The organism is Pseudomonas sp. FG98 (genome assembly GCF_057808595.1).
Genome location: NZ_JBMDIJ010000034.1, coordinates 38,186 through 61,684 on the forward strand (window position 1 = coordinate 38,186; position 23,499 = coordinate 61,684).

Genomic DNA, 23,499 nt, shown 5'->3' on the forward strand with positions numbered 1-23,499 from the left:
TCTCCTAATCAGGCCAGCGCCGCGCGGGCGGCGGCGAAGGCATCCGGGGTATTGAGGTTGTAGGTGGTCACGCCGTCGGCGCAACGCTTGTTGAGACCGGCCAGCACTTTACCCGGGCCGCACTCGACCAGTTGCAGCGCACCCTGGGCAGCCAGGGTCTGGACGCACTCGACCCAGCGAACCGGCTTGTACAACTGCTCCAGCAGATCGCGCTTGAGGATTTCCAGGTCAGCCGGAACTGCCGCGCTGACATTCTGCACCAGCGGGGTTTGCGGGGCGCTCCACTCGACGGCATTGACCGACTCGGCGAAACGCTCGGCAGCCGGACGCATCAGCTCGCAGTGCGATGGCACGCTGACCGGCAGTGGCAAGGCGCGCTTGGCGCCACGGGCCTTGCAGCCTTCGATGGCACGATCGACCGCAGCCTTGGCACCGGCAATGACCACCTGGCCGGGCGAGTTGAAGTTGACCGCGCTGACCACTTCACCCTGGGCCGCCTCGGCACAGATGGCCACGACATCGGCGTCATCCAGACCCAGGATGGCAGCCATGGCGCCCTGCCCGGCAGGCACGGCTTCCTGCATCAGTTGGCCGCGGCGCTCGACCAGCTTGACCGCATCGGCCAGGCTCAGGCTGCCGGCAGCGACCAGTGCACTGTATTCACCCAGGCTATGACCGGCGACGAATGCCGGACGCGCGCCACCCTCGGCCAGCCACAGGCGCCACAGGGCGATCGAGGCGGTCAGGATGGCCGGCTGGGTTTTGTCGGTTTGGTTGAGTTGCTCTTCCGGACCGTTCTGGACCAGCGCCCAGAGATCGTAGCCCAGAGCCTCGGAGGCCTCGCGGAAGGTATCGATGACCAGCGGATGCTGGGCGCCAAGCTCGGCGAGCATGCCGAGGGACTGCGAACCTTGACCGGGAAAGACGAATGCGAGGGATGCAGACATTGAACAAGCCCCTAGTGATCTTGTCGTCGAAAATGAGTGTCCAGCCGAAGCTGGACACAAGAAAACCGAAAGTTGGATGGTAACGAGAACCAAGCGGTCACATTTAACCACTTCCTGGCGAATATGCCTAAAGCAACAGATCCTCAAGTCGGCCATGCAGGCGCTCGGGCAGGTTTTCCTGGATCTCGATCAGGGCCCGCTGGATAGCGCTCTGGAAGCCCTGCACACCGGCAGAACCATGGCTTTTGATGACAATGCCCTGAAGCCCGAGGAAGCTTGCGCCATTATGTCGCGCCGGGGCCAGATCGGCCTGCAGGCGCTTGAGTAGCGGCATCGCCATCGCTCCGACCAGGCGCGAGGCCATGCTGCTGCGGAACAGCGCCTCGATCCGTGCACCGATCATGGTGGCCAGGCCTTCGCTGGACTTGAGCAGGATATTGCCGACGAAGCCATCGCACACCACCACGTCGGCCTCGCCGCGGTACAGGCCGTCGCCCTCGATGAAACCGATGTAGTTGAGACCACGGGCCTGCTGTAGCAGACTCGCCGCCAGCTTGACCTGCTGGTTGCCCTTGATCTCCTCGGTACCGACGTTCAGCAGCGCCACCCTCGGCCGGGAAATCCCCAGGGCCTGCGCCGCCACCGAACCCATCACGGCGAACTGATACAGGTGCTCGGCACTGCAGTCGACATTGGCACCCAGATCAAGCAACTGGCAGTAACCGGTACGAGTCGGGATCGCCGCCACCATCGCCGGGCGATCGATGCCGGGCAAGGTCTTCAGGACATAGCGGGACAACGCCATCAAGGCACCGGTATTCCCGGCGCTGACGCAGGCCTGGACCTTGCCATCACGCAATAATTCGAGAGCGACGCGCATCGACGAGTCGGGCTTGCCACGCAACGCCTGGGATGGCCGCTCGTCCATGCCGATCACTTCACTCGCCGCAACGATTTGCAGGCGCGCGCGATCCGCTGCCGACTGGCCAGCGATCAGGTCTTCAAGAAGGGAGGGTTGACCGACGAGGGTCAGGTGAAGCGAGGGAGTAGCCGAGAGACAAGCAAGGCTTGCCTGGACAATGCTGCGGGGACCGAAGTCCCCGCCCATTGCGTCGATCGCAATGATCTGAGCGGACAAGGATTACTCGTCAGCGCCCTTGTCGATCACTTTACGGCCACGGTATACGCCTTCTGGCGAAACGTGGTGACGCAGGTGAACTTCACCGGTGGTTTTCTCTACGGACAGGGCGTTGGCTTCGAGGGCATCGTGCGAACGGCGCATGTCACGGGCAGAGCGGGATTTTTTGTTCTGCTGAACAGCCATAATTGATTAACTCCTAAACGTTTGGGTCACGCTTTAACTGCGCCAATACACTGAACGGGTTGGACCGCTTTACCTCGTCCTCGCTCGGTTCGGGCTCATCGGCGCCCGCCGGCTGCTGGCATTCTTCCGGATGATGAGCAGGCACGATGGGCAAGGCGAGCAACAGCTCTTCCTCGACCAATGCCCGCAGATCCAAAGGATCCTCGCCCAGTTCCAGCACGTCATAACCTTTCGGCAACGACTGGGTATTCGCACCCTCCTTCACCACGGCGTAAGTACATTCGCTGTGGATCGGCAGGGTGACCAGCTCAAGACAACGCTGGCAAACCATCTTGACCGCAACGTTCAGGTCGGTGTGGAAAACCACCGTACCCTGCTCGTCTCGCTCAAAATCGAATTTGGCCTGCACCGTACCGACATTGTCGGAAAGCGGGTCGCAGAGTCTCTCCAAATCGGCGAGCGGTACGCTTCCTTCGATGGAAACGCCACGATCGGCCAATTTGCGCGGGTCAACGTGAGGTGGAATCGGGTCATTCAACATAGGCGCAGCATTCTAGGGATGCCCCCCGCCCCTGTCAAAGGAAATTCCGTCCCGGCCCAACATGTTAGAATCGGCGAACCTGCACTGGAGTACTTCATGCTACCGCTGATACTGGCTTCCAGCTCACCCTACCGGCGCGAATTGCTGGCGCGCCTGCACTTGCCATTCGATTGGTCCGCGCCAGATATCGACGAACGGCGCCTCGATGACGAGCCCGCAGTCGATCTGGTCAAGCGCCTGGCCAGGGAAAAAGCCCTGGCCCTGGCCGAGCGCCACCCCGCCCACCTGATCATCGGCTCGGATCAGGTTGCCGTGCTCGGCGAGCAGATCCTCGGCAAGCCGCACACCTTCGACAAGGCCTGCGAACAACTGCTGGCCGCCAGCGGCAATCACGTCACCTTCCTCACCGGATTGGCCCTGTTCAACAGCGCCAGCGGCGAATGCCAGGTGGACTGCGTCCCCTTCAGCGTGCACATGCGCGAGCTCGACCTGGCGCGCATCGAACGCTACCTGCGCATCGAGCAACCCTACGACTGCGCCGGCAGCTTCAAATGCGAAGGCCTCGGCGTCAGCCTGTTCCAAGGAACCCACGGCTGCGACGCCACCAGCCTGATCGGCCTGCCACTGATCCGCCTGGTAGACATGCTAATAAAGGAAGGCATCAGCGTTCCCTGAGCAATAAAAAAGCCGACCCCACCGGGTCGGCTTTCTGCATCACAAGCACGGGATCAGCGCAGGCTAGGCCCCTGGAAGCCCATCCACATCGCCAGGTGCTCGGCGACACTCGCACCCAGACGCTTGGAGAAGCGATCGAATGGCGACTCCTCGATGGTGAAATCCACCAGATCCTTCTCGCCCACCACTTCCCGCGCAACATAGCCAGCACTGCCCAGGGCATCCACCAGCCCGAGATCCACAGCCTGCTCGCCGGACCAGATCAGGCCACTGAACAGCTCGGGATGCTCCTTGTCCTTCAAGCGCTCGCCCCGCCCCTGCTTGACGCTGGCGATGAACTGCTTGTGAGTGGTATCCAGCACACCCTGCCAGAACGCGGTTTCCTCAGGCTTTTGCGGCTGGAACGGATCAAGGAAGGCCTTGTGCTCGCCCGAGGTATAGGTACGCCGCTCGACGCCAAGCTTCTCCATGGCACCGACGAAGCCATAGCCCGCCGCTGTCACGCCGATCGAGCCGACCAGACTGGCCTTGTCGGCATAGATCTTGTCCGCCGCGCTGGCGATGTAATAGGCACCGGACGCACCGAGATCGGTGATCACCGCGTACAGCTTGATATCCGGATACTCGCCACGCAGGCGACGGATTTCGTCATACACATAACCTGCCTGCACCGGACTGCCACCCGGGCTGTTGATGCGCAGCACCACTGCCTTGGTCTTGGGATCCTTGAACGCCGCACGCAGGCTGCCGATGATGTTGTCGGCACTGGCCTCTTCCTTGTCGGCAATCACTCCACGCACTTCGATCAACGCGGTATGCCCGTTACCACCCACGGCATTCTTCTCCATTTTCGCCAGGGGCGAGAACAGGAACAGGATGCCGAACAGATACAGGAAGGTCAGCAGCTTGAAGAAAATTCCCCAGCGCCGCGCCCTACGCTGCTCCTGAACACTGGCCAGAAGGGTCTTTTCCAGCAACTGCCAGCTCTTGCGCTCCTCGCCATCTTCTTCGCGAGGCGCTTTCCACTCGTCGACCATGATCTACCTACCCTGGAAATACTGGTGTCGCCGCCCGGGCAAGCCAGACCGGCAACTGTGAGAAGTGCTCGATAGACAACTGCGGCCGGTGAACGCTCAACGCCTCCAGCGACATCGCACCATACCCCACCGCCACAGAATGCATCCCGGCATTGTTCGCCATGACCAGGTCAAAGGACGAATCACCGATCATCAGCGCCCGCGAAGCCGGCACCTGGCAATGGGCAAGGATTTCTTCAAGCATCAACGGGTGCGGCTTGCCACGGGTTTCGTCGGCGGCACGGGTGATATCGAAGAAGCCTTCCCAGCCGTTGGCCCTGAGCACCCGATCCAGCCCGCGCCGGGCCTTGCCGGTTGCCACTGCGAGACGATAGCCCTCGGCACGAAACTGCTCCAGCGCCTCGACCACCCCCGGGAACAGCAGCGAAGGCCGCTCGTCCAGGGCCATGTAGATATCGGCATAGTGCTGACGGAAGGCCATGACTTCGGCATCCGTCAGCTCCGGGTACAAGGTACTGATCGCCTCGGGCAGGGCGAGACCGATGATGCCCTTGACCGCCTCGTCACTGCACAGCGGATAACCGGCACGCTCGGCCGAAGCATGCATCGCCTCGATGATGCGACCGATGGAGTCGGCAAGAGTGCCGTCCCAGTCGAAGATCAGCAGGTCATAGTCACGTTGCACTCAGGCGCTCCACGGTCTGGGCCCACATCTCGTCGACCGGGGCCTCGAGCTTCAGTTCACCGCCATCCGGCAGCGGCACGGTCAGCGCATAGGCGTGCAGGAACAGGCGCTTGCCGCCCAGCTCGCGAATTTCCCGAGTGAAGTCTTCGTCACCGTATTTGCTGTCGCCAGCGATCGAATGCCCGGCATGCAGGGCATGCACGCGAATCTGATGGGTACGACCGGTGATCGGGCGCGCTTCGACCATGGTGGCGAAGTCACCGAAGCGCCGCAGCACGCGGAACACGGTGAGCGCCTCCTTGCCCTCGTCGTTGACCTCGACCATGCGCTCGCCGGAGCGCAGGTTGCTTTTCAGCAGCGGGGCATTGACCTGTTTCTTGCTGGCTGCCCAATGGCCGCGGACCAGCGCCATGTAGCGCTTGTCGACACCATCACCGCGCAAGGCAGTATGCAGGTGGCGCAGCATGCTGCGCTTCTTCGCGATCATCAGCAGACCAGAGGTATCCCGATCGAGCCGGTGCACCAGCTCCAGCTCCTTGGCGTCCGGGCGCAACTGGCGAAACGCCTCGATCACGCCGAAGCTCAGGCCACTGCCGCCATGCACGGCGATGCCGGCCGGCTTGTTCAGCACGATCAGCGCCTTGTCCTCGTAGACAATGGCTGCCTCCAGACGCTGCAACAGGCCCTGGGCCACCGGAACCGGCTCGTCGCGCTCGGGCAGACGAACGGGCGGGACACGCACGACATCACCTGCCTGAATCTTGTATTCGGGTTTGATACGACCCTTGTTAACCCGCACTTCGCCTTTACGCAAAATGCGGTAAATCAAGGTCTTGGGAACGCCCTTGAGGACATTGACAAGGAAGTTGTCGATACGCTGGCCGGCAAGTTCCGGCGGGACTTCGAGCAGTTGGACACTGGAAGTCGGAGGGGTATTGGTCGTCATTGGCGGATCATAACAATTTTTTATGGAATTGAAGCACTTAATCATTGCTGCTATAGTCGCGAACGCCGCCAAAAGCGGCTGGCCAGCGGACCAATGGCTTCAAGCCGGCCCTGACCTACGCAATTCTCGAGGACGCGAGGCCGTCCGACGGGGCTTTCGCCAGTTTACAGAAATGCCTGGAATCGCCACCAGCGCCGATGAGAGAAGACCGATAAAAAACAACAAGAGCGGCTTTTTGACCCTCCCTTCCCGTTTTTTTCGATGCCACTCTTCTCAGTGCCAACGCTTTCACGCAGTCATGGCGGATGCTTCGGAAATACCTGCCTTAGCCATAAACTGCGCGGGCTCCCGTATGGAGCCGGCGATAAATGCAACCCGTTGCGGATTCAGCGCGCGGCAGCACCCGATTATCAGGGATACGTGTAGGGTGGAGATGCACAACCATCGGACCGTGTAGTACCGCGTCCAGGCTTCAACGCCGGACCTGGTCTCGAAACAGGATGCCCCAGGGCGTCCACGGACGAAGGCTGATTCCTCCTCCTGACTGACGTGCATAAGACACAACAGCAAGCAGGACGCGTCGTCGCGGCTTCGGCAGCACTGGTCACCAGTCAACCGGATGTCGCTGGACACGGGATGGCCCGCCACCCCTGACGCACCCTGACACCGACCGTGAGAAGTCGTGTGTGCCGAACGCCGTTTCCGGCAGCCCGGAAACCGACGGTATTACATGAAAAGAATGCTGATTAACGCGACTCAACCCGAAGAGTTGCGTGTTGCTCTGGTAGACGGCCAGCGCCTCTACGACCTGGACATCGAGTCCGGTGCGCGCGAGCAGAAGAAGGCCAATATCTACAAAGGCCGGATCACCCGTATCGAACCCAGCCTCGAAGCCGCCTTCGTCGACTTCGGCTCCGAACGTCATGGCTTCCTGCCACTCAAGGAAATCTCCCGCGAATACTTCAAGAAGAACCCGGAAGGTCGGGTCAACATCAAGGAAGTACTGAGCGAAGGCCAGGAAGTCATCGTCCAGGTCGAGAAGGAAGAGCGCGGTAACAAGGGCGCCGCCCTGACCACCTTCATCAGCCTGGCCGGTCGCTACCTGGTGCTGATGCCGAACAACCCGCGTGCCGGTGGCATCTCCCGCCGCATCGAAGGCGAAGAGCGCAACGAACTGCGCGAGGCCCTGAACGGCCTGGTCGCCCCTGCCGACATGGGCCTGATCGTGCGCACTGCCGGCCTTGGCCGCAGCAGCGAAGAAATGCAGTGGGACCTGGATTACCTCCTGCAACTCTGGACCGCGATCAAGGAAGCCTCCCAGGACCGCGCCGCACCATTCCTGATCTACCAGGAAAGCAACGTCATCATCCGCGCCATCCGCGACTACCTGCGCCAGGACATCGGCGAAGTGCTGATCGACAGCATCGATGCCCAGGAAGAAGCCCTGACCTTCATCCGCCAGGTGATGCCGCAGTACGCCAGCAAGATCAAGCTGTACGAAGACAGCGTTCCGCTGTTCAACCGCTTCCAGATCGAAAGCCAGATCGAAACCGCCTTCCAGCGCGTGGTCGACCTGCCATCCGGTGGCTCGATCGTGATCGACCCGACCGAGGCCCTGGTCTCCATCGACATCAACTCGGCGCGCGCCACCAAGGGCAGCGACATCGAGGAAACCGCCCTGCAGACCAACCTGGAAGCGGCCGAGGAAATCGCCCGCCAACTGCGTCTGCGCGACATCGGCGGCCTGATCGTCATCGACTTCATCGACATGACCCCAGCCAAGAACCAGCGCGCCGTGGAAGAGAAAGTCCGCGAATGCCTGGAAGCCGACCGTGCCCGTGTTCAGGTTGGCCGTATCTCGCGCTTCGGCCTGCTGGAAATGTCCCGCCAGCGCCTGCGTCCATCGCTCGGCGAAAGCAGCGGCATCGTCTGCCCGCGCTGCAGCGGCACCGGCATCATCCGTGACGTCGAGTCGCTGTCCCTGGCGATCCTGCGCCTGATCGAAGAAGAAGCCCTGAAGGACCGCACCGCCGAAGTCCGCGCCCAGGTGCCGATCCCGGTCGCCGCCTTCCTGCTCAACGAGAAGCGCAACTCGATCACCAAGATCGAACTGCGTACCCGTGCACGCATCGTCATCCTGCCGAACGACCACCTGGAAACCCCGCACTTCGAAGTCCAGCGCTTGCGCGACGACAATCCGGAAGCGCTGAGCGGCCAGTCCAGCTACGAAATCGCCGCAGCCGAAGTCGAGGAAGCGCCACAAGCCGCTGCCACCCGCACCCTGGTTCGCCAGGAAGCTGCGGTGAAGACTGCTCCGGCCCGCGCCAACGCTCCGGTTTCCGAGCAAGCCGAACAACCCGCCCCTGCTGCCCCGGTGCACGTCGCGCCAGAGCCAAGCCTGTTCAAGGGCCTGGTCAAATCGCTGGTCAGCCTGTTCGCCGGTAGCAAGGAAGAGCCTGTCGCTCCGGCCGCCGCCGAGAAGCCTGCCGCCACTGAACGTCCGCAGCGCAACGAAGAGCGCCGCAACGGTCGCCAGCAGAGCCGCAACCGCAACGGCCGCCGCGAAGAAGACCGCAAGCCGCGCGAAGAACGTGCCGAGCGCGCCCCACGCGAAGAGCGTCAGCCTCGCGAAGAACGCGCTCCGCGTGAAGAGCGCCAGTCTCGTGAAGAACGTGCCCCGCGTGAAGAGCGTCAACCTCGCGAAGAGCGTGCGCCGCGTGAAGAGCGCCAGCCACGTGCTCCGCGCGAAGAACGTCGCCCTCGTGAAGAGCGTCCGGTCCGCGAACTGCGCGAGCCACTGGATGCTGCCCCGGCAGCTCCGGCTGTTCGCGAAGAGCGTCCTGAGCGTGCTCCACGTGAAGAACGCCAGCCTCGTGAAGAACGTGCACCACGCGAAGAGCGCCAGCCTCGTGAAGAGCGCGCCCCTCGCGAAGACCGCCAACCGCGTCCACCGCGCGAAGAGCGCCAGCCACGCCCTGCCGAGCAGGCAGCCGAAGCGGCCGAGGAACAACTGCCGAACGAAGAACTGCTGCAGGATGACAACCAGGAAGGCGCCGAAGGCGAACGTCCACGTCGTCGCTCCCGCGGCCAGCGTCGTCGCAGCAACCGTCGTGAGCGTCAACGTGATGCCAACGGCGAGCTGATCGAAGGCGGCGAAGAAGCCGGCGAAGAAGGTCAGGAAGCAAGCGGTGCCGAACTGGCTGCCGGCCTGGCAGTAACCGCCGCAGTCGCCACCAGCGCAATCAGTGCAAACGCCGAAGCCGAAGCCCACGCCCAGGCCGAACGCGCTACCGCCGTGGTCGAGGAAAGCGCCCCGCAGGTCGAAGCTGCACCAGTGCAGTCCCAGGCTGCCGAGATCGCTGAAGTCGCCGAAGCCGTGAAACCGGCCGAGGAAGTGGCTGAAGTGAACATCGCGCCAGTGGTCGAGCAACCGGCCAGCGTCGTCGAGGCCGTCGAGCCGAGCATCGAGCCGGTGGTCGAAGTCGCTCCGCAACCTGTCGAACAGCCTGCTGAAGTCGTCGCACCAGTGGTCGAAGCCGCCGCCCAGCCGGAAGCACAGCCAGAAGCCCAGCCAGTGGTTGAAGCACCTGCACCAGTCGCTGTGGAGGCACCAGCACCCGTAGTCGAAGCGCCTGCCGCCGAGCCAGCGCCTGTTGAAGCACCTGCCGTAACGCTGTCGAACGGCCGTGCGCCAAACGACCCGCGTGAAGTGCGCCGTCGCAAGCGTGAAGCTGAAGCTGCTGCAGCCGCAGCAAAGGCTGAAGGCCAACCGGCAGTAACAGCGGTAGAGCCCCCCCAGGACCCATCGGCCAATGCCGATCTGCAGGCAACAGAAGCTGCAATTCGCCAAGCGGAGCAAGCACAGGCCGCTGCAATCGAGGCCTCCCAGCAGGCCGCCGAGGCAGCCATGCAAGCCGCCGACGCGGGTCTGGCAGACGTCCCGACACCTGCTGACCTGGGTGTCGACGAGCGCAAACCCAACGCCTGATCAATAGGCTGAAAAAAGCCCCGCCAGTGAAAACTGGCGGGGCTTTTTGCTTCTTGAGCCGCAAGATTCAAGCCGTGGTCATAGCCACTTCATCTTGCCGCCACCTTCAATAGAGATTCGGCTCCATCTCCAGCTCGACCCCGAACTTGTCAAGAACATCGTCCTGGATCTTCTGCGCCAGCTCGTGCAACTGCTCGCCGGTGGCCTGGCCATAATTCACCAGCACCAACGCCTGCATCCGGTGAACGCCGGCATCGCCATCACGATGACCCTTCCAGCCCGCCTGCTCGATCAGCCACCCCGCCGCCAGCTTCACCTCGCCATCGGCCTGTGGATAAGCCACCACTGCCGGATGCTCGCCACGAATGCGACCGGCCAATTCAGCACTCACCACCGGGTTCTTGAAGAAGCTGCCGGCATTGCCCAGTTCAGCGGGGTCAGGCAGTTTTTCCCGACGAATGCTGCAGATCGCCTCGCTGACATCCCTGGCCGTTGGCTGGGCAATGCCCTGTTCGGCCAGACGCTGGCGTACCGGACCATAATCCAGGTGCAACGGCGCAATCCGACTGAGGGCAAAACGCACCCGCAGGATGATCCAGCGCCCCGGATTGCGCTTGAAATAGCTGTCGCGATAGGCGAAATCGCACTCTTCCAGAGTGAAATCGCGCAGGTCGCCGGTCTGGCGATCCAGCGCGGTCAGGCCGGCGAATACGTCCTTGATCTCGACACCATAGGCACCGATGTTCTGCATCGGCGCAGCCCCCACGGTACCGGGGATCAGACTGAGGTTTTCCAGGCCACCCAGGCCATGCTCCAGGGTCCACTGCACGAACGGATGCCAGGTTTCCCCGGCTTCGGCCTCGACCACCACGCGCTGACCATCATCGGACAGCACGCGGATCCCGCTGCTGCTCATGCGCACCACCAACGCCTCGACATCACGAGTCAGCAGCAGGTTGCTGCCGCCGCCGATCACCAGCACCGGCAAGTCTTCGCTGCCGGCATAGGCCAGCAACTGGCGTACATCGGCGTCGCTGCGGGCCTGGGCGAAATAACGCGCTTCAGCCTCGATACCGAAGCTGTTGTAGGGCTTGAGGGAAACCTGCGACTCGACCTTGGCGCTCATAGCCGCCCCTTCAGTTCGATGACCAGGCCACGACAGGCTGTCTCGATCAGGTCGAGCACCTGCTCGAAGCCCTGCTCGCCGCCGTAATACGGATCCGGCACCTCATCCCGCTCGCCCTCGTAGCGGCGCAGGAACAGGTCCAGCTCGGCGCGGGCATGGCCCGGACGCATGGCCTGCAAATGGGACAGATTGCTCTTGTCCATGGCCAGGATCAGATCGTAGCGACCGAAGTCCTCAACGCTGACATGCTGCGCCCGCTGCGCCGAGAAGTCATAGCCACGCTTTTGCGCAGCACTCAGGGTCCGGCTATCCGGCGGCTCGCCGACATGCCAGTCGCCAGTACCCGCCGACGCCACATCGATCACGTCGGCCAGGCCGGCCTCGACCAGTTGATGACGCAGCACGCCTTCCGCAGTCGGCGACCGGCAGATATTGCCCAGGCAAACGAACAGGACGCGCATCAGGCCTCCAGCAAGCGCCGTACGCGCTCGAGATCTTCCGGGGTATCGACGCCGACGGGCGGCGCTTCCAGGGCATCGGCGACATGAATGCGTACGCCATGCCAAAGGGCGCGCAACTGCTCCAGCGCCTCGGTCTTTTCCAGCCAGCACGGGCCCCAGCCGACGAAGTCCTGGAGGAAACCGGCACGGTAGGCGTACATGCCGATGTGCCGACGATACGGCACGCCTTCCGGCAACTGCTCGCGGTTCTGCGCCAGCGCATCGCGGGCCCAGGGCAAGGGCGCGCGGCTGAAGGTCAGGGCCAGGCCGTTGCAGTCGGCCACCACCTTGACCACGTTGGGATTGAACAGCGCCTCGACCGACTCCAGCGGCTCGCCGAGGGTGGCGATACCGGCTTCAGGGTGGGCGGCAAGGTTGGCCGCCACCTGGTCGATGATCGAAGGCGGAATCAACGGCTCGTCACCCTGCACATTGACCACGATGGCATCGGCGGGCAGCGCCAGCGCCGCCGCCACTTCAGCCAGGCGGTCGGTGCCGGACTCATGATCGGCCCGGGTCAGCAGCACCTCGGCGCCGAACGCCTTGCAGGCTTCGACAATGCTGGCGTCATCGGTGGCAATGACCACACGCTCGGCGCTGCTCTTGAGCGCCTGTTCCCAGACATGCTGGATCATCGGCTTGCCAGCGATTGCCAACAGCGGCTTGTTAGGCAGGCGCGTCGAACGCAGGCGCGCCGGGATCACCACGGTAAAGGCCAGGCTCATTTGTCCAGGCGCTCGTCGTCGTTCAGGGTACGGGCTTCGCTTTCCAGCATCACCGGGATACCGTCGCGGATCGGGTAGGCCAGGCCGGCGCCCTTGCTGATCAGCTCGGTCTTGTCGGCGCTGAGCTTGAGCGGGCCCTTGGTGATCGGGCAAGCGAGGATATCGAGCAGTTTGGTGTCCATGGGGTGTTCCTCAGGCCTATGGCCGAAAACAGAAAAGAGTCAGGGCTGCCGGGCATTCGGCAGCAGGCGTGCGAGTTGCTCGTCGAGCCAGCGCACGAAAGCCGGCGACGGTTGCGCATCGACGGCAAGGTACCACCAGTCATCCGCAGCAAAGGCGCGGCACTTCACGGCATCCTTCTCGGTCATCACCAACGGCAGCGACGGGCTGAAACCCAAGGCTTCGGCGCTGAATTCGGCATGATCGGCGAAGGGATGCTCTATCGGGTTCCAGTCTAGTCCGCGCAGGGTATTGAAGAAGCGCTGCGGGTTGCCGATACCGGCCACCGCATGCACAGCCTGGCCAGCGGGGAAATGATCCAGCGGGAGGCGCTCGCCACTGCGCAGGTTGACCAGTGCAGTGGGTTGCAAGGTAAAGGCGAAACCGTCATCACGATCGGCGACAGCGCCGTTGTACAGCAGGGCATCGACCTCGGCCAGGCGCTCCACCGGCTCGCGCAGTGGCCCGGCCGGCAGGCAGCGGCGATTGCCGAGGCCGCGGGCGGCATCGATCAGCACCAGTTCCAGATCACGGGCCAGGCCGTAATGTTGCAGGCCGTCATCGCAGAGAATGAGGTCCAGTGGCTCGGCGTCGAGCAGGGCACGCACCGCTTGCGAGCGGTCGGGATCGATCATCAGCGGGACGCCGCTGCGCTGCACGATCAGCAGCGGTTCGTCGCCGGCATGGGAAGCTGGCTGGTCGGCCCGCACCCGCCAGGGCAGTTGCGGCGGCTTCGCGCCATACCCACGACTGACCACACCGACGCGCAGACCGCGCTGCCGACAATGCTCGATAAGAAAGAGGATCAGCGGGGTCTTGCCGGTGCCACCGATGGTGATGTTGCCCACCACCAGCACCGGCACCGGAGCACGGTAGATAGTCCCCTCGCCTGCCAGGAAGCGCTGGCGCTTGCCACGCACGACCTTGCGGTACAGGGCTTCGAGGGGAGACAGCAAGGCCAGCAGCGGATGGCCCTGGTACCAGGCCTCCAGCAAACGATCGGAGAAGGCCATCAGGGCGTCCCCGGCGCCGCCTCGACCGTGGTCATGCGCAGATGGCTGAAGCCGAGCTTGCCGGCCGCATCCATCGCCGTCACCACGGCCTGGTGTGGGGTCTTGCCGTCAGCGCTGATCGCCAGCGGCAGCTTGGTGTCACCACCGGATTCCTTCTGCAGGGCCTCGGTCAGGGTCGCCAGGTCGCTCTTGGGCAACAGGTGGTTGTTCACCGAATAGACGCCTTCGGCGCTGATGGTGATTTCCACCAGCTTCTGCTCGGACTCCGGCATCGGCGCGCCGCTGGACGCTTCCGGCAGCTCGACGCGCAACTGGGTCTCGCGGGTGAAGGTGGTGGTGACCACGAAGAACAGCAACAGGATGAACACCACATCGATCAACGACGCGAGGTTGATATCAACATTCTCGCGTTGCTTGCGCCGGAATTTCACGCCTTGCCCTCGGACAGATCGACATCACGGTCACCCTGGACCACTTCGACCAGCTTGATCGCCTCCTGCTCCATGCCCACTACCAGCTCATCGATGCGGCGCTGCAGGAAACGGTGGAAGAACACCGCCGGTATACCCACCATCAGACCTGCGGCCGTGGTGATCAACGCCTTGGAGATACCACCGGCGAGCACGGCAGCGTTGGCGGTCATGCCCGAGCCCATGAACGAACTGAAGATATCGATCATGCCCAGCACGGTGCCGAGCAGGCCCAGCAGCGGCGCCATTGCAGCGATGGTGCCGAGGGCGTTGATATAGCGCTCCAGCTCATGGATGACCCGGGCTGCGGCTTCCTCGATGCACTCCTTCATGATCTCGCGACCATGACGGGAGTTGGCCAGGCCCGCGGCGAGGATCTCGCCCAGCGGAGAGTCGGCGCGCAACGCCTTGAGCTTGTCGGTGGTGAGCTGCTTGTCCTTGATCCAGCGCCAGACCTGGCCCAGCAGGTGTGGCGGCGTCACGCGGGCGGCGCGCAGGGTCCACAGGCGCTCGGCGACGATAGCCATGGCAGCGATGGAACTCAGAATGATCGGCAGCATCATCCAACCACCGGACTTGACCAATTCCCACACAGTAACGACCCCCTCGGAAAAAGTTCTGCACTCTACCATAGGGGCCGTGACTGCCGAAGGCTGTCATGTCGGTTCGCGCCAGAATCTGCGCTGCTCGCGCAAGCCGCGCGGCACGCCGGAACTGCCCAGGCGCAGATGCACGGCGCCCAGCAGTGCACTGTCGTAGGTGGCGATTTGCCGCGCTGCGTAGCGGGCCATGACCTGCGGTGAAGGATGCCCGAAACCGTTATGCCGACCACGGGAAACAAACACGCCGCGAGGCGCCAGGGCATCCAGGAAACGGGCGCTTGAAGAAGTGCGGCTGCCATGGTGCGGAGCCTGCAGCCAGTCCACCGCTCCCGCTTGCGGACCTTGCAGCCAGGCGGCCTCGGCGAAACGGTCGATATCCCCGGCGAGGAGCAAGGTTTCTCCCGAGGCTTCCACGCGCAAGACACAGGAATGCTGGTTGCTGTCATCGGCCTCGGCCCATTGCCACAGGGAAAACCGCACATCGTCCCACTCCCAGGTCTCGCCGCTATTGCAGCGATCCGCTGGCAGGGACTCGCTGACCTCGCCCGCAATCACACGCCCCACCGGCACGCCGCGCTGTACCGCCAGAGCACCGCCGGCATGGTCGGCGTGGGCATGGCTGATCAGCATCAGGTCCAGTTCGCGGATCCCCAGTTTCAGCAGGCTCGGCAGCACCACCCGCTCGCCCAGATCCACCTCGGCCCGCACCGGGCCTGCATCGTAGAGCAACGCATGGTGCCGGGTACGCAGGACGAAGGCCTGGCCCTGCCCTACATCCAGTTGCCAGACATCCACCTGTCCCGGCGGCAGCGCCTCGCGAGGGGTGAACCCGGCCAACAGCAGCAAGGGCCAGCCCAGCACGCGCATTGGCAAGCCTGCCGGCAGCAACAGCAGAAAGGCCCCGATGCACACCAGCAGCCAACTCCAGAGCGGCAGCGCCGCAGGTATCCAGGCCGGTCGCCACAGTGCCAGCCAGCCCAGCAGATCGAACCATAGCCCGAGCAGACCTCCCGCCAGCCAGAGCAGGCCCTCACCGAGAAACGGCAGCGGCAACAGCAAGGTGCCGGCCAGCGCCAGCGGCAACACCAGCATGCTCAGCCAGGGCACGGCGAACAGATTGGCCAACGGTGCACTGAGACTGACCGGCAACCCCAGCGCCAGCAGCACCGGCAGCAAGCCGATGGCGATGAACCACTGCACCCGCCCCCATGCCAGCCACACCGGCCAGGCCCCAAGCCGCCCGCCGAGGACCAGCACCAGCACCGCCACCGCAGCGAACGAAAGCCAGAACCCCGGCAACAACGCCGCCAGCGGCTGCCACAGCAACACGCCGTTGAGGGCGATCAGTAGCGGCACGGAGACGCCGAGGTGGCGAAAGCGCAAGCGCCAGAGCAGAACCACCGCCAGCATGATGCACGCGCGCTGCACCGGCACCTGGAAACCGGCGAGCAAACCGTAGCCAAGCGCCGACGCGAAGGCCAGGCCACAGGCCCAGGGCAGCCAGGGCTGATGCCGGGGCCACCAGCCAAGGCGAAACAGCATGACTACCAGACCGTAGACCAGCCCGGCCAGCAGCCCGATGTGCTGCCCGGAAATCACCAGCAGATGCACGGTGCCGGTGGCCTGCAGCACCTCCCAGTCTGCCCTGGCCAAGCCGGCGCCATCGCCGAGAACCAAGGCAGCGAGCGCCGCCTCGCGGCCATTGCCATCGGTCGCCAGCAAGCGCTGCCGCACACTGTCGCGCCAGGCCCCCGTGGCGGCAGCCAGGCGCTGGCCATCCTTGACCGAGCCCAGCGCCCCGATACCCCGGGCCAACAACGCTGCCTCACTATCCAGAGCATGAGGATTGAGCAGGCCTCGAGGACGTTTCAGGTTCACCGCCAGGCGCCAACGCTCGCCACTATTGACCGCCGGCCCGCCCTGCCAGGTCAGACGCAGGCGCTGCGGCAATGCCGCACGCCGCGATTGCACATCGTCCAGCTCGAAGCGCACCCGCTGCTCAGTCTGCTCCGGCAAACCGACTACCCGCCCTTCGATCCACAAGGTACGACCGTCGAGAGCGGGATTGAGCCGGTCGTCCAGCGCGTTTTGCGCCGACAGGCTGGCCCAGCACAGTCCGAGCAGGAAAAAAGCCAGAGGAAAGAGGCGCCGCCAGAGACAAGCCAGCCCCGACAACGCCAAAAGAACCTGCGCGCCGACAGACGGCAACGCGGCCAGGAAGATCGGACACAAAAGCCCGAACGAGAGCGCCAACATCCCTGTGCGCATCGGTGAAACCCCGAAAAACCAAACGACTCCGCAGGCTTAGACCATGACGAAGCAGGGCCCGCTTATTAATTGTCACAAAGTCTGAATGGGCACAGTTTGTAATACGTGCATACTTGCCCCCTTCCGAACGCCGAGACCCCACATGCCGCGTCGACTTTTCAAACGCTACATGCCCGATCCGACGAGCATCCGGGAACACAAGTCCTTACGATTTCTCGGTCGGCTGCTGCATGACGCCAACCTGTGGCACCTGAACCGGCATTCGGTGGCCAGGGCCATGGCCGTGGGGCTATTCGCCGCGTTCATTCCCATCCCGCTGCAGATGCTGCTGGCCGCCAGCCTGGCAGTGCTGGTCCGTGGCAACATGCCGATCGCCGTCAGCCTGGTCTGGCTGACCAACCCCATCACCATGCCGCCGGTGTTCTACTGCACCTACCAGGTGGGTGCCTGGCTGATGCAGATTCCGCCGCGCACTTTGCCCGAGGAAATCACCTTCGACTGGATCACCGAGCAGCTGTCGACCCTGTGGCAGCCGTTCCTGCTCGGTTCGGTGGTGTGCGGGCTGCTGCTCGGCGCCCTCGCCTACTGCCTGACCATGCTTTATTGGCGCTGGTGGGTCGGCAGGCAGTGGCGCCGGCGCAAGGCGAAATCAGCTGCGCATTCCGCGTCCGCTGATCAGTAAACGAACGCAACCGAAATACAGCACGGCGGTGGCTACCAGCATGAAGCTGATGGCTACGCCGATCTTGATGTCGGATACCCCCAGAATGCCGTAGCGGAACGAGTTGACCATGTGCAGCACAGGGTTGGCCAAGGACACCGTCTGCCAGAACGGCGGCAGCAGGTTGATCGAGTAGAACACCCCACCCAGATAGGTCAGCGGCGTCAGGACGAAGGTCGGGATGATCGAGATATCGTCGAAATTGCGCGCAAATACCGCGTTGATGAAGCCCAGCAGCGAGAAGATGGTCGCGGTCAGCAGCACCACCAGGATGGTCACGCCGAGGTGATGCACCTGCAGATGGGTGAAGAACAGCGACAGCAGGGTCACGATCACCCCCACCGCCAGCCCGCGCAGGACACCGCCCAGGGTGTAGCCAACAAGAATGGTGTGCGGTGACACCGGCGACACCATCAGTTCCTCGATGGAGCGCTGGAACTTGCTGCCGAAGAAGCTCGAGACCACGTTGCCATAGGAGTTGGTGATCACCGACATCATGATCAGCCCCGGCACGATGTACTCCATGTAGCTGAAACCGCCCATGTCGCCAATCTGCCGGCCAATCAGGTTACCGAAGATGACGAAGTACAGGACCATGGTGATCGCCGGGGGCAGCAGGGTCTGCGGCCAGATCCGGGTGAAGCGCCGCACTTCGCGGTAGACGATGGTGTTGAGAGCGACCAGGTTGGCGCGCAGTTCCGAACTCATATCGCCACCTTGGACAGGTTCTTTTCAACCAGGGACACGAACAGCTCCTCGAGACGGTTGGTCTTGTTGCGCAGGCTGGTCACCTCGATGTTCTGCAGGGCCAGTTGGCCGAACAGAGCGGTGATGCCTACATCCTTGTCTACCTGGACTTCCAGGGAATGCGCATCGATCAACCGGCAGGGGTAACCGGCCAGTTGCGGCGCCTGGGCCAGAGCATGCTTGAGGTCGAGGACGAAGGTTTCGACATGCAGCTTGCCCAGCAACTGGCGCATGCTGGTGTTCTCGACGATGGTGCCGTGGTCGATGATGCCGATGTTGCGGCACAACTGCTCGGCCTCTTCGAGGTAGTGGGTGGTCAGGATGATGGTGATGCCCTGCTGGTTCAGCTCGGTGAGGAAGCTCCACATCGAACGGCGCAGCTCGATATCCACGCCGGCGGTGGGTTCGTCGAGGATCAGCAGGCGCGGCTGGTGGATAAGCGCACGGGCAATCATCAGGCGGCGCTTCATGCCGCCGGACAGTGAGCGGGATGGCACGTCGCGCTTTTCCCACAGGCCCAGCTGGGTCAGGTACTGCTCGGCGCGCTCGTTGGCGATTTTCGCCGGAATACCGTAGTAGCCCGCCTGGGTCACGACGATATCGAAGGTCTTCTCGAACTGGTTGAAGTTGAACTCCTGCGGCACCACGCCAATGCTGCGCTTGAGCGCTGCCGGCTGGAGGTCGAGGTCGTGGCCGAAGACGCTGACGCTGCCGCTGGTCTTGTTCACCAGGGTCGAGAGAATGCCGATGGTGGTGGATTTGCCGGCACCGTTGGGGCCGAGCAAGGCAAAGAAGTCACCTTCGGCGACGTCCAGGTCGATGCCCTTGAGGGCCTGGAAACCGTTTCCGTAGGTCTTGGTTAGCTGCCGGATGGACAGGGCTGAACTCATAGCGGGTCTGTTTACCGTTGGAATTGTTCGGGGATCAGGCTAGGTTCTGCATGAAAAGCCTTGATACTCGGTCATGCTGCGTTGAAAACAGCCTCGGAATGCTCATTTACAACCAGTAAACTCCGCTTCCTCGGCCGTTTTCGCCTTGCCTGACCTTCGTCTCAAGGCTTTTCATACAGAACCTATTAAATGCGGCCATGGTGCTGGTCCTGGCCGCACAAGTACAGTCAACTCTATCGATAGTAACTATCACATTGAGCGAAACGATCAGGTCAGGGCAGTCATCACCGCCGCCTGATAGGCCGGACGCTCGCGCAGCCGCTCGTACCAGGCGCGCAGATGGCGCATCTCCGGACGCTCGATGGGCATCTCGAACCAGGCGTAGATGAAGCAACCCAGCGGGATATCGCCCATGCCGATCTCCTGCCCGGAGAGGAAGGGCTGCGACGCCAGCGCTTCATCGGCAATCGACAGCAACTGGGCGCAGGTCTTGTGCGCAGCATTGATCGCCACCCAGTCCTGCTGCTCCGCCGGAGTCCGCAGGATGCCCCAGAACAGGGGGCGGAACGGCGCGGCCAGGGACGAGGTGGTCCAGTCCATCCATTTCTCGGCCTTGGCCCGTGCCACCGGATCCTCGGGATACCACGACGTACCCGGGGCATGCTTGGCACCCAGGTAACGCACGATGGTGTTGGACTCCCAGAGCACCAGGTCGTCGTCCTCGATCGTCGGTACCACGCCATTGGGATTGAGTGCACGGTAGTGCGGCTCATTGACCACGCCAAAGGCACCACCGGCATCCACCGCCTGGTAATCCAGCCCCAGTTCCTCGGCGCACCACAGCACTTTGCGCACGTTGCTGGAATTCTTCCTGCCCCAGATCTTGAGCATTTTTACATCCTGTTACCTGCAAGGGAGACCCAGTCTACTCCAGCACGGCGCCCAGGCAATCGTCACCGAACTCCTCTTGAAAGGACCTGTCACTGTTCAGACAAGGCCGTTCGGCAGAGACCAACTACGCTCTGACGGATGCACCGACACGTGAAAGGTTTCCAGGAGGAAAGACTATGTTGCTGTTGTGGTTGCTTGTGCTCGTGCTGGGTTCGGCCTGGCTGGCCCATCGGCGGACGCCGGCCTTGCCGGCCCTGGCGCTGGTGGCGGTCTACGTGATTGCCATGGGCATCTTCTCGCGGGCACCGGGCTGGCTGACCTTCCTGCTGTTGCTGGTGGTCGCCGCCATCGCCCTGCCCCTGTTGCTCCCGGACCTGCGCCGCAAGCTGTTCAGCGAACCGCTGTTCGCCTGGTTCCAGCGCACCTTGCCGCCGATGTCGGTGACCGAACGCGAAGCCATCGATGCCGGTACCGTCTGGTGGGATGGCGAACTGTTCAGCGGCCGGCCGAACTGGGACACCCTGCTGGGCTACTCGAAATCCGAACTGACCGAGGAAGAACAGGCCTTCATCGACGGTCCTACGGAAGAACTCTGCGCCATGGTCGCAGACTGGCAGATCGGCCAGGACCTCGACCTGCCGCCGCAAGCCTGGCAGCACATCAAGGAACACGGCTTCTTCGCCCTGATCATCCCGAAGGAATACGGTGGCAAGGGCTTCTCCGCCTACGCCCACTCCCAGGTGGCAATGAAGCTGGCCACCCGCAGCGGCGACCTGGCCTCCACGGTCATGGTGCCCAACTCTCTCGGTCCGGCCGAACTGCTGCTGCATTACGGCACCGACGAACAGCGCAACCACTACCTGCCACGCCTGGCCCGGGGCGAGGAAATCCCCTGCTTCGCCCTGACCGGCCCACTGGCCGGCTCGGATGCCGGGGCCATGCCCGATACCGGCATCATCTGCAAAGGCCAGTGGCAAGGTGAAGAAGTCATCGGCCTGCGCCTGAACTGGGAAAAGCGCTACATCACCCTCGGCCCGGTCGCCACCCTGCTCGGCCTGGCCTTCAAGGCCTACGACCCCGAGCATCTGCTGGGCGAGGAAGAAGAGCTGGGCATCAGCCTGGCGCTGATTCCCACCGACACACCCGGCGTCGAGATCGGCAAGCGCCATCTGCCGCTGGGCGCCGCATTCATGAACGGCCCCAATGAAGGCAAGGACGTGTTCATCCCTCTGGACTTCCTGATCGGCGGCCAGGCCATGCTCGGCAAAGGCTGGATGATGCTGATGAACTGCCTGTCGGTGGGGCGTTCGATCTCCTTGCCGGCAGTGGGTACCGGCGCGGCCAAGTTCACCAGTCTGGTCAGCGGCCAGTACGCGAACATCCGCGAGCAGTTCAATGTGCCGCTGGCTGCCTTCGAAGGCATCCAGGAATCCCTGGCCCGCATCGGCGGCAATGCCTGGCTGATGGACAGCGCCCGCCTGCTGACCGCCAAGGCGGTGGATCTGGGGGAAAAACCCTCGGTGCTGTCGGCGATCCTCAAGTACCACCTCACCGAACGCGGCCGCGAATGCATACAGCACGCCATGGATATCCACGGCGGCAAGGGCATCATCATGGGTCCGAACAATTACCTGGGTCGCAACTGGCAGGGCGCACCGATCTTCATCACCGTCGAAGGGGCCAACATTCTTTCGCGCAACCTGATGATCTTCGGCCAGGGCGCGATCCGCTGCCATCCGTTCGTACTCAAGGAGATGGCCCTGGCAGGACGCGAGGACCACGACCAGGCACTGCGCGAGTTCGACCAGTTGCTGCTGCAGCACATCGGTTTCGCCGTGGGCAATGCCGCCAGCACCCTGGTGCTGGGCCTGGGCCTTGGGCATTTCGAGAAGGTGCCGGGGGATCCGCTGAGCCAAGGTTACTTCCGCGCCCTGAACCGTCAGGCTGCCGCCTTCGCCCTGCTGGCCGACCTGTGCATGATGCTGCTCGGCGGCGAGCTGAAGCGCCGCGAGCGCCTGTCTGCACGCCTGGGCGACGTCCTCAGCTACCTGTACCTGGGCTCGGCGGCGCTGAAGCGCTACCACGACCTCAATTCGCCGTCACACCTGCAACCACTGCTGCGCTGGGCCATGGAAGAAAGCCTCGGCCAGGCGGAGCAGGCGCTGGATCGTCTGCTCGACAACTTCCCCAGCCGCTTGCTCGGCTGCGCACTGCGCGTGATCGTGTTCCCGTTCGGTCGCCGGCATACCGGCCCAAGCGACGAGCTGGATGCGGAAATCGCCGCGCTGATCGGTCGTGACAAGGGCGACCCGGCCCTGGAGGCCTTGCTCGCCGGCTGCTATCGCCCAAGCGACCCGCAGGATCCGGTGGGCGCCCTGCAGCATGCCAGCCAGTTGCTGGCGGACAGCACGGATATCCACAAGAACCTGCGCCACGCGCTGAAAAAAGGCGAATTCACGCCAACTCCCGGCGAATCCCTTATCGATGCCGCCCTGCGCAGCGGCACCCTCGACACCGCACAGGCAGAAAAACTGCGCGCAGCCGAGGCAGCGCGACGCAAGGTCATCGATGTCGATGCTTTCACCAAGGAGGAGTTGCTGCCGAGCGCCGGCAAGGTGCGCTGATCATCATCCGACCGGGACATCGGGCGCGGGGAGCCGTATACTCCCGCGCCCGTTTTTGCTTTAGAGGATCGCCCGCATGGCCAATGCACACCTGGACTACCATCTCGTCCTGCTCAACCACCTGCGCAGCATCCTCGTCGCCCTGGGTGAAGCCGAGCAGGTGCCGGAAGAAAGCCACACGCTGTTTCTCGAACGCTTCGACGAACTGCTGGAGCAACTGCCACAGGATCCGCTGGAAAGCCAATACCTGGGCCAGGACCTGATGTGCCAGGTCATCCAGCGTTATCCACAGATCGCCCACCTGGTTCCACGCGACCTGCTGTGGTTCTTTGGCGGCGACTGCCTGCACTTCATGCCGGACGAAGAACTGGATATGTACCAGGAGCTGGAAGAGCGCCGTTATGCCGCCGAGCAGAACGATGAACCCTTCGACTGGAACCAGGAAAAGCAGCTGTTGAGCATGTCCGACCAGGACAGCAAGCACTAGGAACAACGCGTGACCTTGTGGGAGCGGGTTTACCCGCGATTACGGTAGTGAACCCACTAATGCAATCGCGGGT

23 protein-coding genes are annotated in these 23,499 nt (G+C 63.2%); 5 read left to right on the forward strand and 18 right to left on the reverse strand.

What is annotated here, in order from left to right; all coding sequences use genetic code 11:
* Positions 1–8: 8 nt before the first annotated feature.
* The 4 genes from fabD to ACODSK_RS19255 form a co-directional block, all read right to left on the reverse strand.
* Complete coding sequence (gene fabD / locus ACODSK_RS19240) at positions 9–947, reverse strand: ACP S-malonyltransferase (protein ID WP_489018273.1); 939 nt, start codon at positions 945–947, stop codon at positions 9–11.
* A gap of 127 nt (positions 948–1,074) precedes the next feature.
* Positions 1,075–2,085, reverse strand: coding sequence for a phosphate acyltransferase PlsX (plsX, locus tag ACODSK_RS19245; protein WP_489018274.1), 1,011 nt, complete (start codon positions 2,083–2,085; stop codon positions 1,075–1,077).
* A gap of 3 nt (positions 2,086–2,088) precedes the next feature.
* On the reverse strand, positions 2,089–2,271 hold the full coding sequence (gene rpmF / locus ACODSK_RS19250; RefSeq protein WP_009406838.1) for a 50S ribosomal protein L32: 183 nt from the start codon (positions 2,269–2,271) through the stop codon (positions 2,089–2,091).
* Between the two features lie 13 nt (positions 2,272–2,284).
* A complete protein-coding gene (locus tag ACODSK_RS19255) occupies positions 2,285–2,812 on the reverse strand; it encodes a YceD family protein (RefSeq protein WP_489018276.1) in 528 nt (175 codons plus the stop codon).
* A gap of 96 nt (positions 2,813–2,908) precedes the next feature.
* On the opposite strand from ACODSK_RS19255, the gene ACODSK_RS19260 reads away from it, so the two are divergent.
* Positions 2,909–3,487 carry a Maf family protein gene (locus ACODSK_RS19260; RefSeq protein WP_489018278.1) on the forward strand — a complete coding sequence of 193 codons (579 nt, stop codon included), beginning with the start codon at positions 2,909–2,911 and terminating at the stop codon, positions 3,485–3,487.
* Positions 3,488–3,540: 53 nt separating this feature from the next.
* Here the strand turns inward: ACODSK_RS19260 and ACODSK_RS19265 are convergent, their stop codons facing one another.
* From ACODSK_RS19265 to rluC, 3 genes are read right to left on the reverse strand one after another with little or no spacing between them, the layout of a single operon-like run.
* On the reverse strand, positions 3,541–4,524 hold the full coding sequence (locus ACODSK_RS19265; protein ID WP_489018280.1) for a S49 family peptidase: 984 nt from the start codon (positions 4,522–4,524) through the stop codon (positions 3,541–3,543).
* Positions 4,525–4,531: 7 nt separating this feature from the next.
* On the reverse strand, positions 4,532–5,209 hold the full coding sequence (locus tag ACODSK_RS19270; RefSeq protein ID WP_489018282.1) for an HAD family hydrolase: 678 nt from the start codon (positions 5,207–5,209) through the stop codon (positions 4,532–4,534).
* The gene (rluC, locus tag ACODSK_RS19275) at positions 5,199–6,155 is read right to left on the reverse strand and encodes a 23S rRNA pseudouridine(955/2504/2580) synthase RluC (RefSeq protein ID WP_489018284.1); all 957 of its coding nucleotides are present in this window, start codon (positions 6,153–6,155) and stop codon (positions 5,199–5,201) included. The genes ACODSK_RS19270 and rluC overlap by 11 nt, the downstream gene beginning before the upstream one ends.
* A 730-nt stretch (positions 6,156–6,885) precedes the next feature.
* Here rluC and rne point away from each other — a divergent pair.
* The gene (gene rne / locus ACODSK_RS19280; RefSeq protein WP_489018286.1) at positions 6,886–10,143 is read left to right on the forward strand and encodes a ribonuclease E; all 3,258 of its coding nucleotides are present in this window, start codon (positions 6,886–6,888) and stop codon (positions 10,141–10,143) included.
* 106 nt (positions 10,144–10,249) lie between these two features.
* Here the strand turns inward: rne and murB are convergent, their stop codons facing one another.
* The 8 genes from murB to ACODSK_RS19320 all read right to left on the reverse strand — a co-directional run bounded on the left by murB (position 10,250) and on the right by ACODSK_RS19320 (position 17,066).
* Positions 10,250–11,269 (reverse strand): UDP-N-acetylmuramate dehydrogenase, encoded by a 1,020-nt coding sequence (gene murB / locus ACODSK_RS19285; protein WP_489018288.1) that lies wholly within the window; start codon positions 11,267–11,269, stop codon positions 10,250–10,252.
* A complete protein-coding gene (locus ACODSK_RS19290; protein WP_489018290.1) occupies positions 11,266–11,730 on the reverse strand; it encodes a low molecular weight protein-tyrosine-phosphatase in 465 nt (154 codons plus the stop codon). The genes murB and ACODSK_RS19290 overlap by 4 nt, the downstream gene beginning before the upstream one ends.
* On the reverse strand, positions 11,730–12,494 hold the full coding sequence (kdsB, locus tag ACODSK_RS19295; RefSeq protein WP_489018292.1) for a 3-deoxy-manno-octulosonate cytidylyltransferase: 765 nt from the start codon (positions 12,492–12,494) through the stop codon (positions 11,730–11,732). The genes ACODSK_RS19290 and kdsB overlap by 1 nt, the downstream gene beginning before the upstream one ends.
* Positions 12,491–12,676, reverse strand: coding sequence for a Trm112 family protein (locus tag ACODSK_RS19300; protein WP_489018294.1), 186 nt, complete (start codon positions 12,674–12,676; stop codon positions 12,491–12,493). Before ACODSK_RS19300 ends, kdsB begins: the two co-directional genes overlap by 4 nt.
* Before the next feature lie 39 nt (positions 12,677–12,715).
* Positions 12,716–13,726 (reverse strand): tetraacyldisaccharide 4'-kinase, encoded by a 1,011-nt coding sequence (gene lpxK / locus ACODSK_RS19305; RefSeq protein WP_489018296.1) that lies wholly within the window; start codon positions 13,724–13,726, stop codon positions 12,716–12,718.
* Positions 13,726–14,157, reverse strand: coding sequence for an ExbD/TolR family protein (locus ACODSK_RS19310; RefSeq protein ID WP_009406888.1), 432 nt, complete (start codon positions 14,155–14,157; stop codon positions 13,726–13,728). Before ACODSK_RS19310 ends, lpxK begins: the two co-directional genes overlap by 1 nt.
* Positions 14,154–14,789: a MotA/TolQ/ExbB proton channel family protein gene (locus ACODSK_RS19315; protein WP_489018298.1), complete on the reverse strand. Its 636-nt coding sequence runs from the start codon at positions 14,787–14,789 to the stop codon at positions 14,154–14,156. Before ACODSK_RS19315 ends, ACODSK_RS19310 begins: the two co-directional genes overlap by 4 nt.
* Before the next feature lie 63 nt (positions 14,790–14,852).
* Positions 14,853–17,066: a DNA internalization-related competence protein ComEC/Rec2 gene (locus tag ACODSK_RS19320; protein WP_489018300.1), complete on the reverse strand. Its 2,214-nt coding sequence runs from the start codon at positions 17,064–17,066 to the stop codon at positions 14,853–14,855.
* A 142-nt stretch (positions 17,067–17,208) separates the two neighbouring features.
* On the opposite strand from ACODSK_RS19320, the gene ACODSK_RS19325 reads away from it, so the two are divergent.
* On the forward strand, positions 17,209–17,748 hold the full coding sequence (locus ACODSK_RS19325) for a DUF2062 domain-containing protein (RefSeq protein WP_489018301.1): 540 nt from the start codon (positions 17,209–17,211) through the stop codon (positions 17,746–17,748).
* On the opposite strand, the gene ACODSK_RS19330 is transcribed toward ACODSK_RS19325, so the two are convergent.
* The 3 genes from ACODSK_RS19330 to ACODSK_RS19340 all read right to left on the reverse strand — a co-directional run bounded on the left by ACODSK_RS19330 (position 17,716) and on the right by ACODSK_RS19340 (position 20,315).
* Positions 17,716–18,495: an ABC transporter permease gene (locus tag ACODSK_RS19330; RefSeq protein ID WP_489018302.1), complete on the reverse strand. Its 780-nt coding sequence runs from the start codon at positions 18,493–18,495 to the stop codon at positions 17,716–17,718. The genes ACODSK_RS19325 and ACODSK_RS19330 overlap by 33 nt on opposite strands.
* Positions 18,492–19,424: an ABC transporter ATP-binding protein gene (locus ACODSK_RS19335; RefSeq protein ID WP_489018304.1), complete on the reverse strand. Its 933-nt coding sequence runs from the start codon at positions 19,422–19,424 to the stop codon at positions 18,492–18,494. The genes ACODSK_RS19330 and ACODSK_RS19335 overlap by 4 nt, the downstream gene beginning before the upstream one ends.
* Before the next feature lie 267 nt (positions 19,425–19,691).
* Positions 19,692–20,315 (reverse strand): glutathione S-transferase family protein, encoded by a 624-nt coding sequence (locus tag ACODSK_RS19340; RefSeq protein ID WP_489018306.1) that lies wholly within the window; start codon positions 20,313–20,315, stop codon positions 19,692–19,694.
* Between the two features lie 176 nt (positions 20,316–20,491).
* Here ACODSK_RS19340 and ACODSK_RS19345 point away from each other — a divergent pair, with 176 nt between their 5' ends.
* A complete protein-coding gene (locus ACODSK_RS19345) occupies positions 20,492–22,939 on the forward strand; it encodes an acyl-CoA dehydrogenase (protein ID WP_489018308.1) in 2,448 nt (815 codons plus the stop codon).
* A gap of 76 nt (positions 22,940–23,015) precedes the next feature.
* Positions 23,016–23,426 carry a PA2817 family protein gene (locus ACODSK_RS19350; RefSeq protein ID WP_489018309.1) on the forward strand — a complete coding sequence of 137 codons (411 nt, stop codon included), beginning with the start codon at positions 23,016–23,018 and terminating at the stop codon, positions 23,424–23,426.
* The last annotated feature ends 73 nt before the right edge of the window (positions 23,427–23,499 follow it).

What these genes read in the sequence shown, in the direction of transcription:
- fabD (WP_489018273.1), bottom strand. Translation starts at nt 947, where the DNA reads ATGTCTGCATCCCTCGCATTCGTCTTTCCCGGTCAAGGTTCGCAGTCC.
- rpmF (WP_009406838.1), bottom strand. Translation starts at nt 2,271, where the DNA reads ATGGCTGTTCAGCAGAACAAAAAATCCCGCTCTGCCCGTGACATGCGC.
- ACODSK_RS19255 (WP_489018276.1), bottom strand. Translation starts at nt 2,812, where the DNA reads ATGTTGAATGACCCGATTCCACCTCACGTTGACCCGCGCAAATTGGCC.
- ACODSK_RS19260 (WP_489018278.1), top strand. Translation starts at nt 2,909, where the DNA reads ATGCTACCGCTGATACTGGCTTCCAGCTCACCCTACCGGCGCGAATTG.
- ACODSK_RS19265 (WP_489018280.1), bottom strand. Translation starts at nt 4,524, where the DNA reads ATGGTCGACGAGTGGAAAGCGCCTCGCGAAGAAGATGGCGAGGAGCGC.
- rluC (WP_489018284.1), bottom strand. Translation starts at nt 6,155, where the DNA reads ATGACGACCAATACCCCTCCGACTTCCAGTGTCCAACTGCTCGAAGTC.
- rne (WP_489018286.1), top strand. Translation starts at nt 6,886, where the DNA reads ATGAAAAGAATGCTGATTAACGCGACTCAACCCGAAGAGTTGCGTGTT.
- murB (WP_489018288.1), bottom strand. Translation starts at nt 11,269, where the DNA reads ATGAGCGCCAAGGTCGAGTCGCAGGTTTCCCTCAAGCCCTACAACAGC.
- ACODSK_RS19290 (WP_489018290.1), bottom strand. Translation starts at nt 11,730, where the DNA reads ATGCGCGTCCTGTTCGTTTGCCTGGGCAATATCTGCCGGTCGCCGACT.
- kdsB (WP_489018292.1), bottom strand. Translation starts at nt 12,494, where the DNA reads ATGAGCCTGGCCTTTACCGTGGTGATCCCGGCGCGCCTGCGTTCGACG.
- ACODSK_RS19300 (WP_489018294.1), bottom strand. Translation starts at nt 12,676, where the DNA reads ATGGACACCAAACTGCTCGATATCCTCGCTTGCCCGATCACCAAGGGC.
- lpxK (WP_489018296.1), bottom strand. Translation starts at nt 13,726, where the DNA reads ATGGCCTTCTCCGATCGTTTGCTGGAGGCCTGGTACCAGGGCCATCCG.
- ACODSK_RS19320 (WP_489018300.1), bottom strand. Translation starts at nt 17,066, where the DNA reads ATGCGCACAGGGATGTTGGCGCTCTCGTTCGGGCTTTTGTGTCCGATC.
- ACODSK_RS19325 (WP_489018301.1), top strand. Translation starts at nt 17,209, where the DNA reads ATGCCGCGTCGACTTTTCAAACGCTACATGCCCGATCCGACGAGCATC.
- ACODSK_RS19330 (WP_489018302.1), bottom strand. Translation starts at nt 18,495, where the DNA reads ATGAGTTCGGAACTGCGCGCCAACCTGGTCGCTCTCAACACCATCGTC.
- ACODSK_RS19335 (WP_489018304.1), bottom strand. Translation starts at nt 19,424, where the DNA reads ATGAGTTCAGCCCTGTCCATCCGGCAGCTAACCAAGACCTACGGAAAC.
- ACODSK_RS19340 (WP_489018306.1), bottom strand. Translation starts at nt 20,315, where the DNA reads ATGCTCAAGATCTGGGGCAGGAAGAATTCCAGCAACGTGCGCAAAGTG.
- ACODSK_RS19345 (WP_489018308.1), top strand. Translation starts at nt 20,492, where the DNA reads ATGTTGCTGTTGTGGTTGCTTGTGCTCGTGCTGGGTTCGGCCTGGCTG.
- ACODSK_RS19350 (WP_489018309.1), top strand. Translation starts at nt 23,016, where the DNA reads ATGGCCAATGCACACCTGGACTACCATCTCGTCCTGCTCAACCACCTG.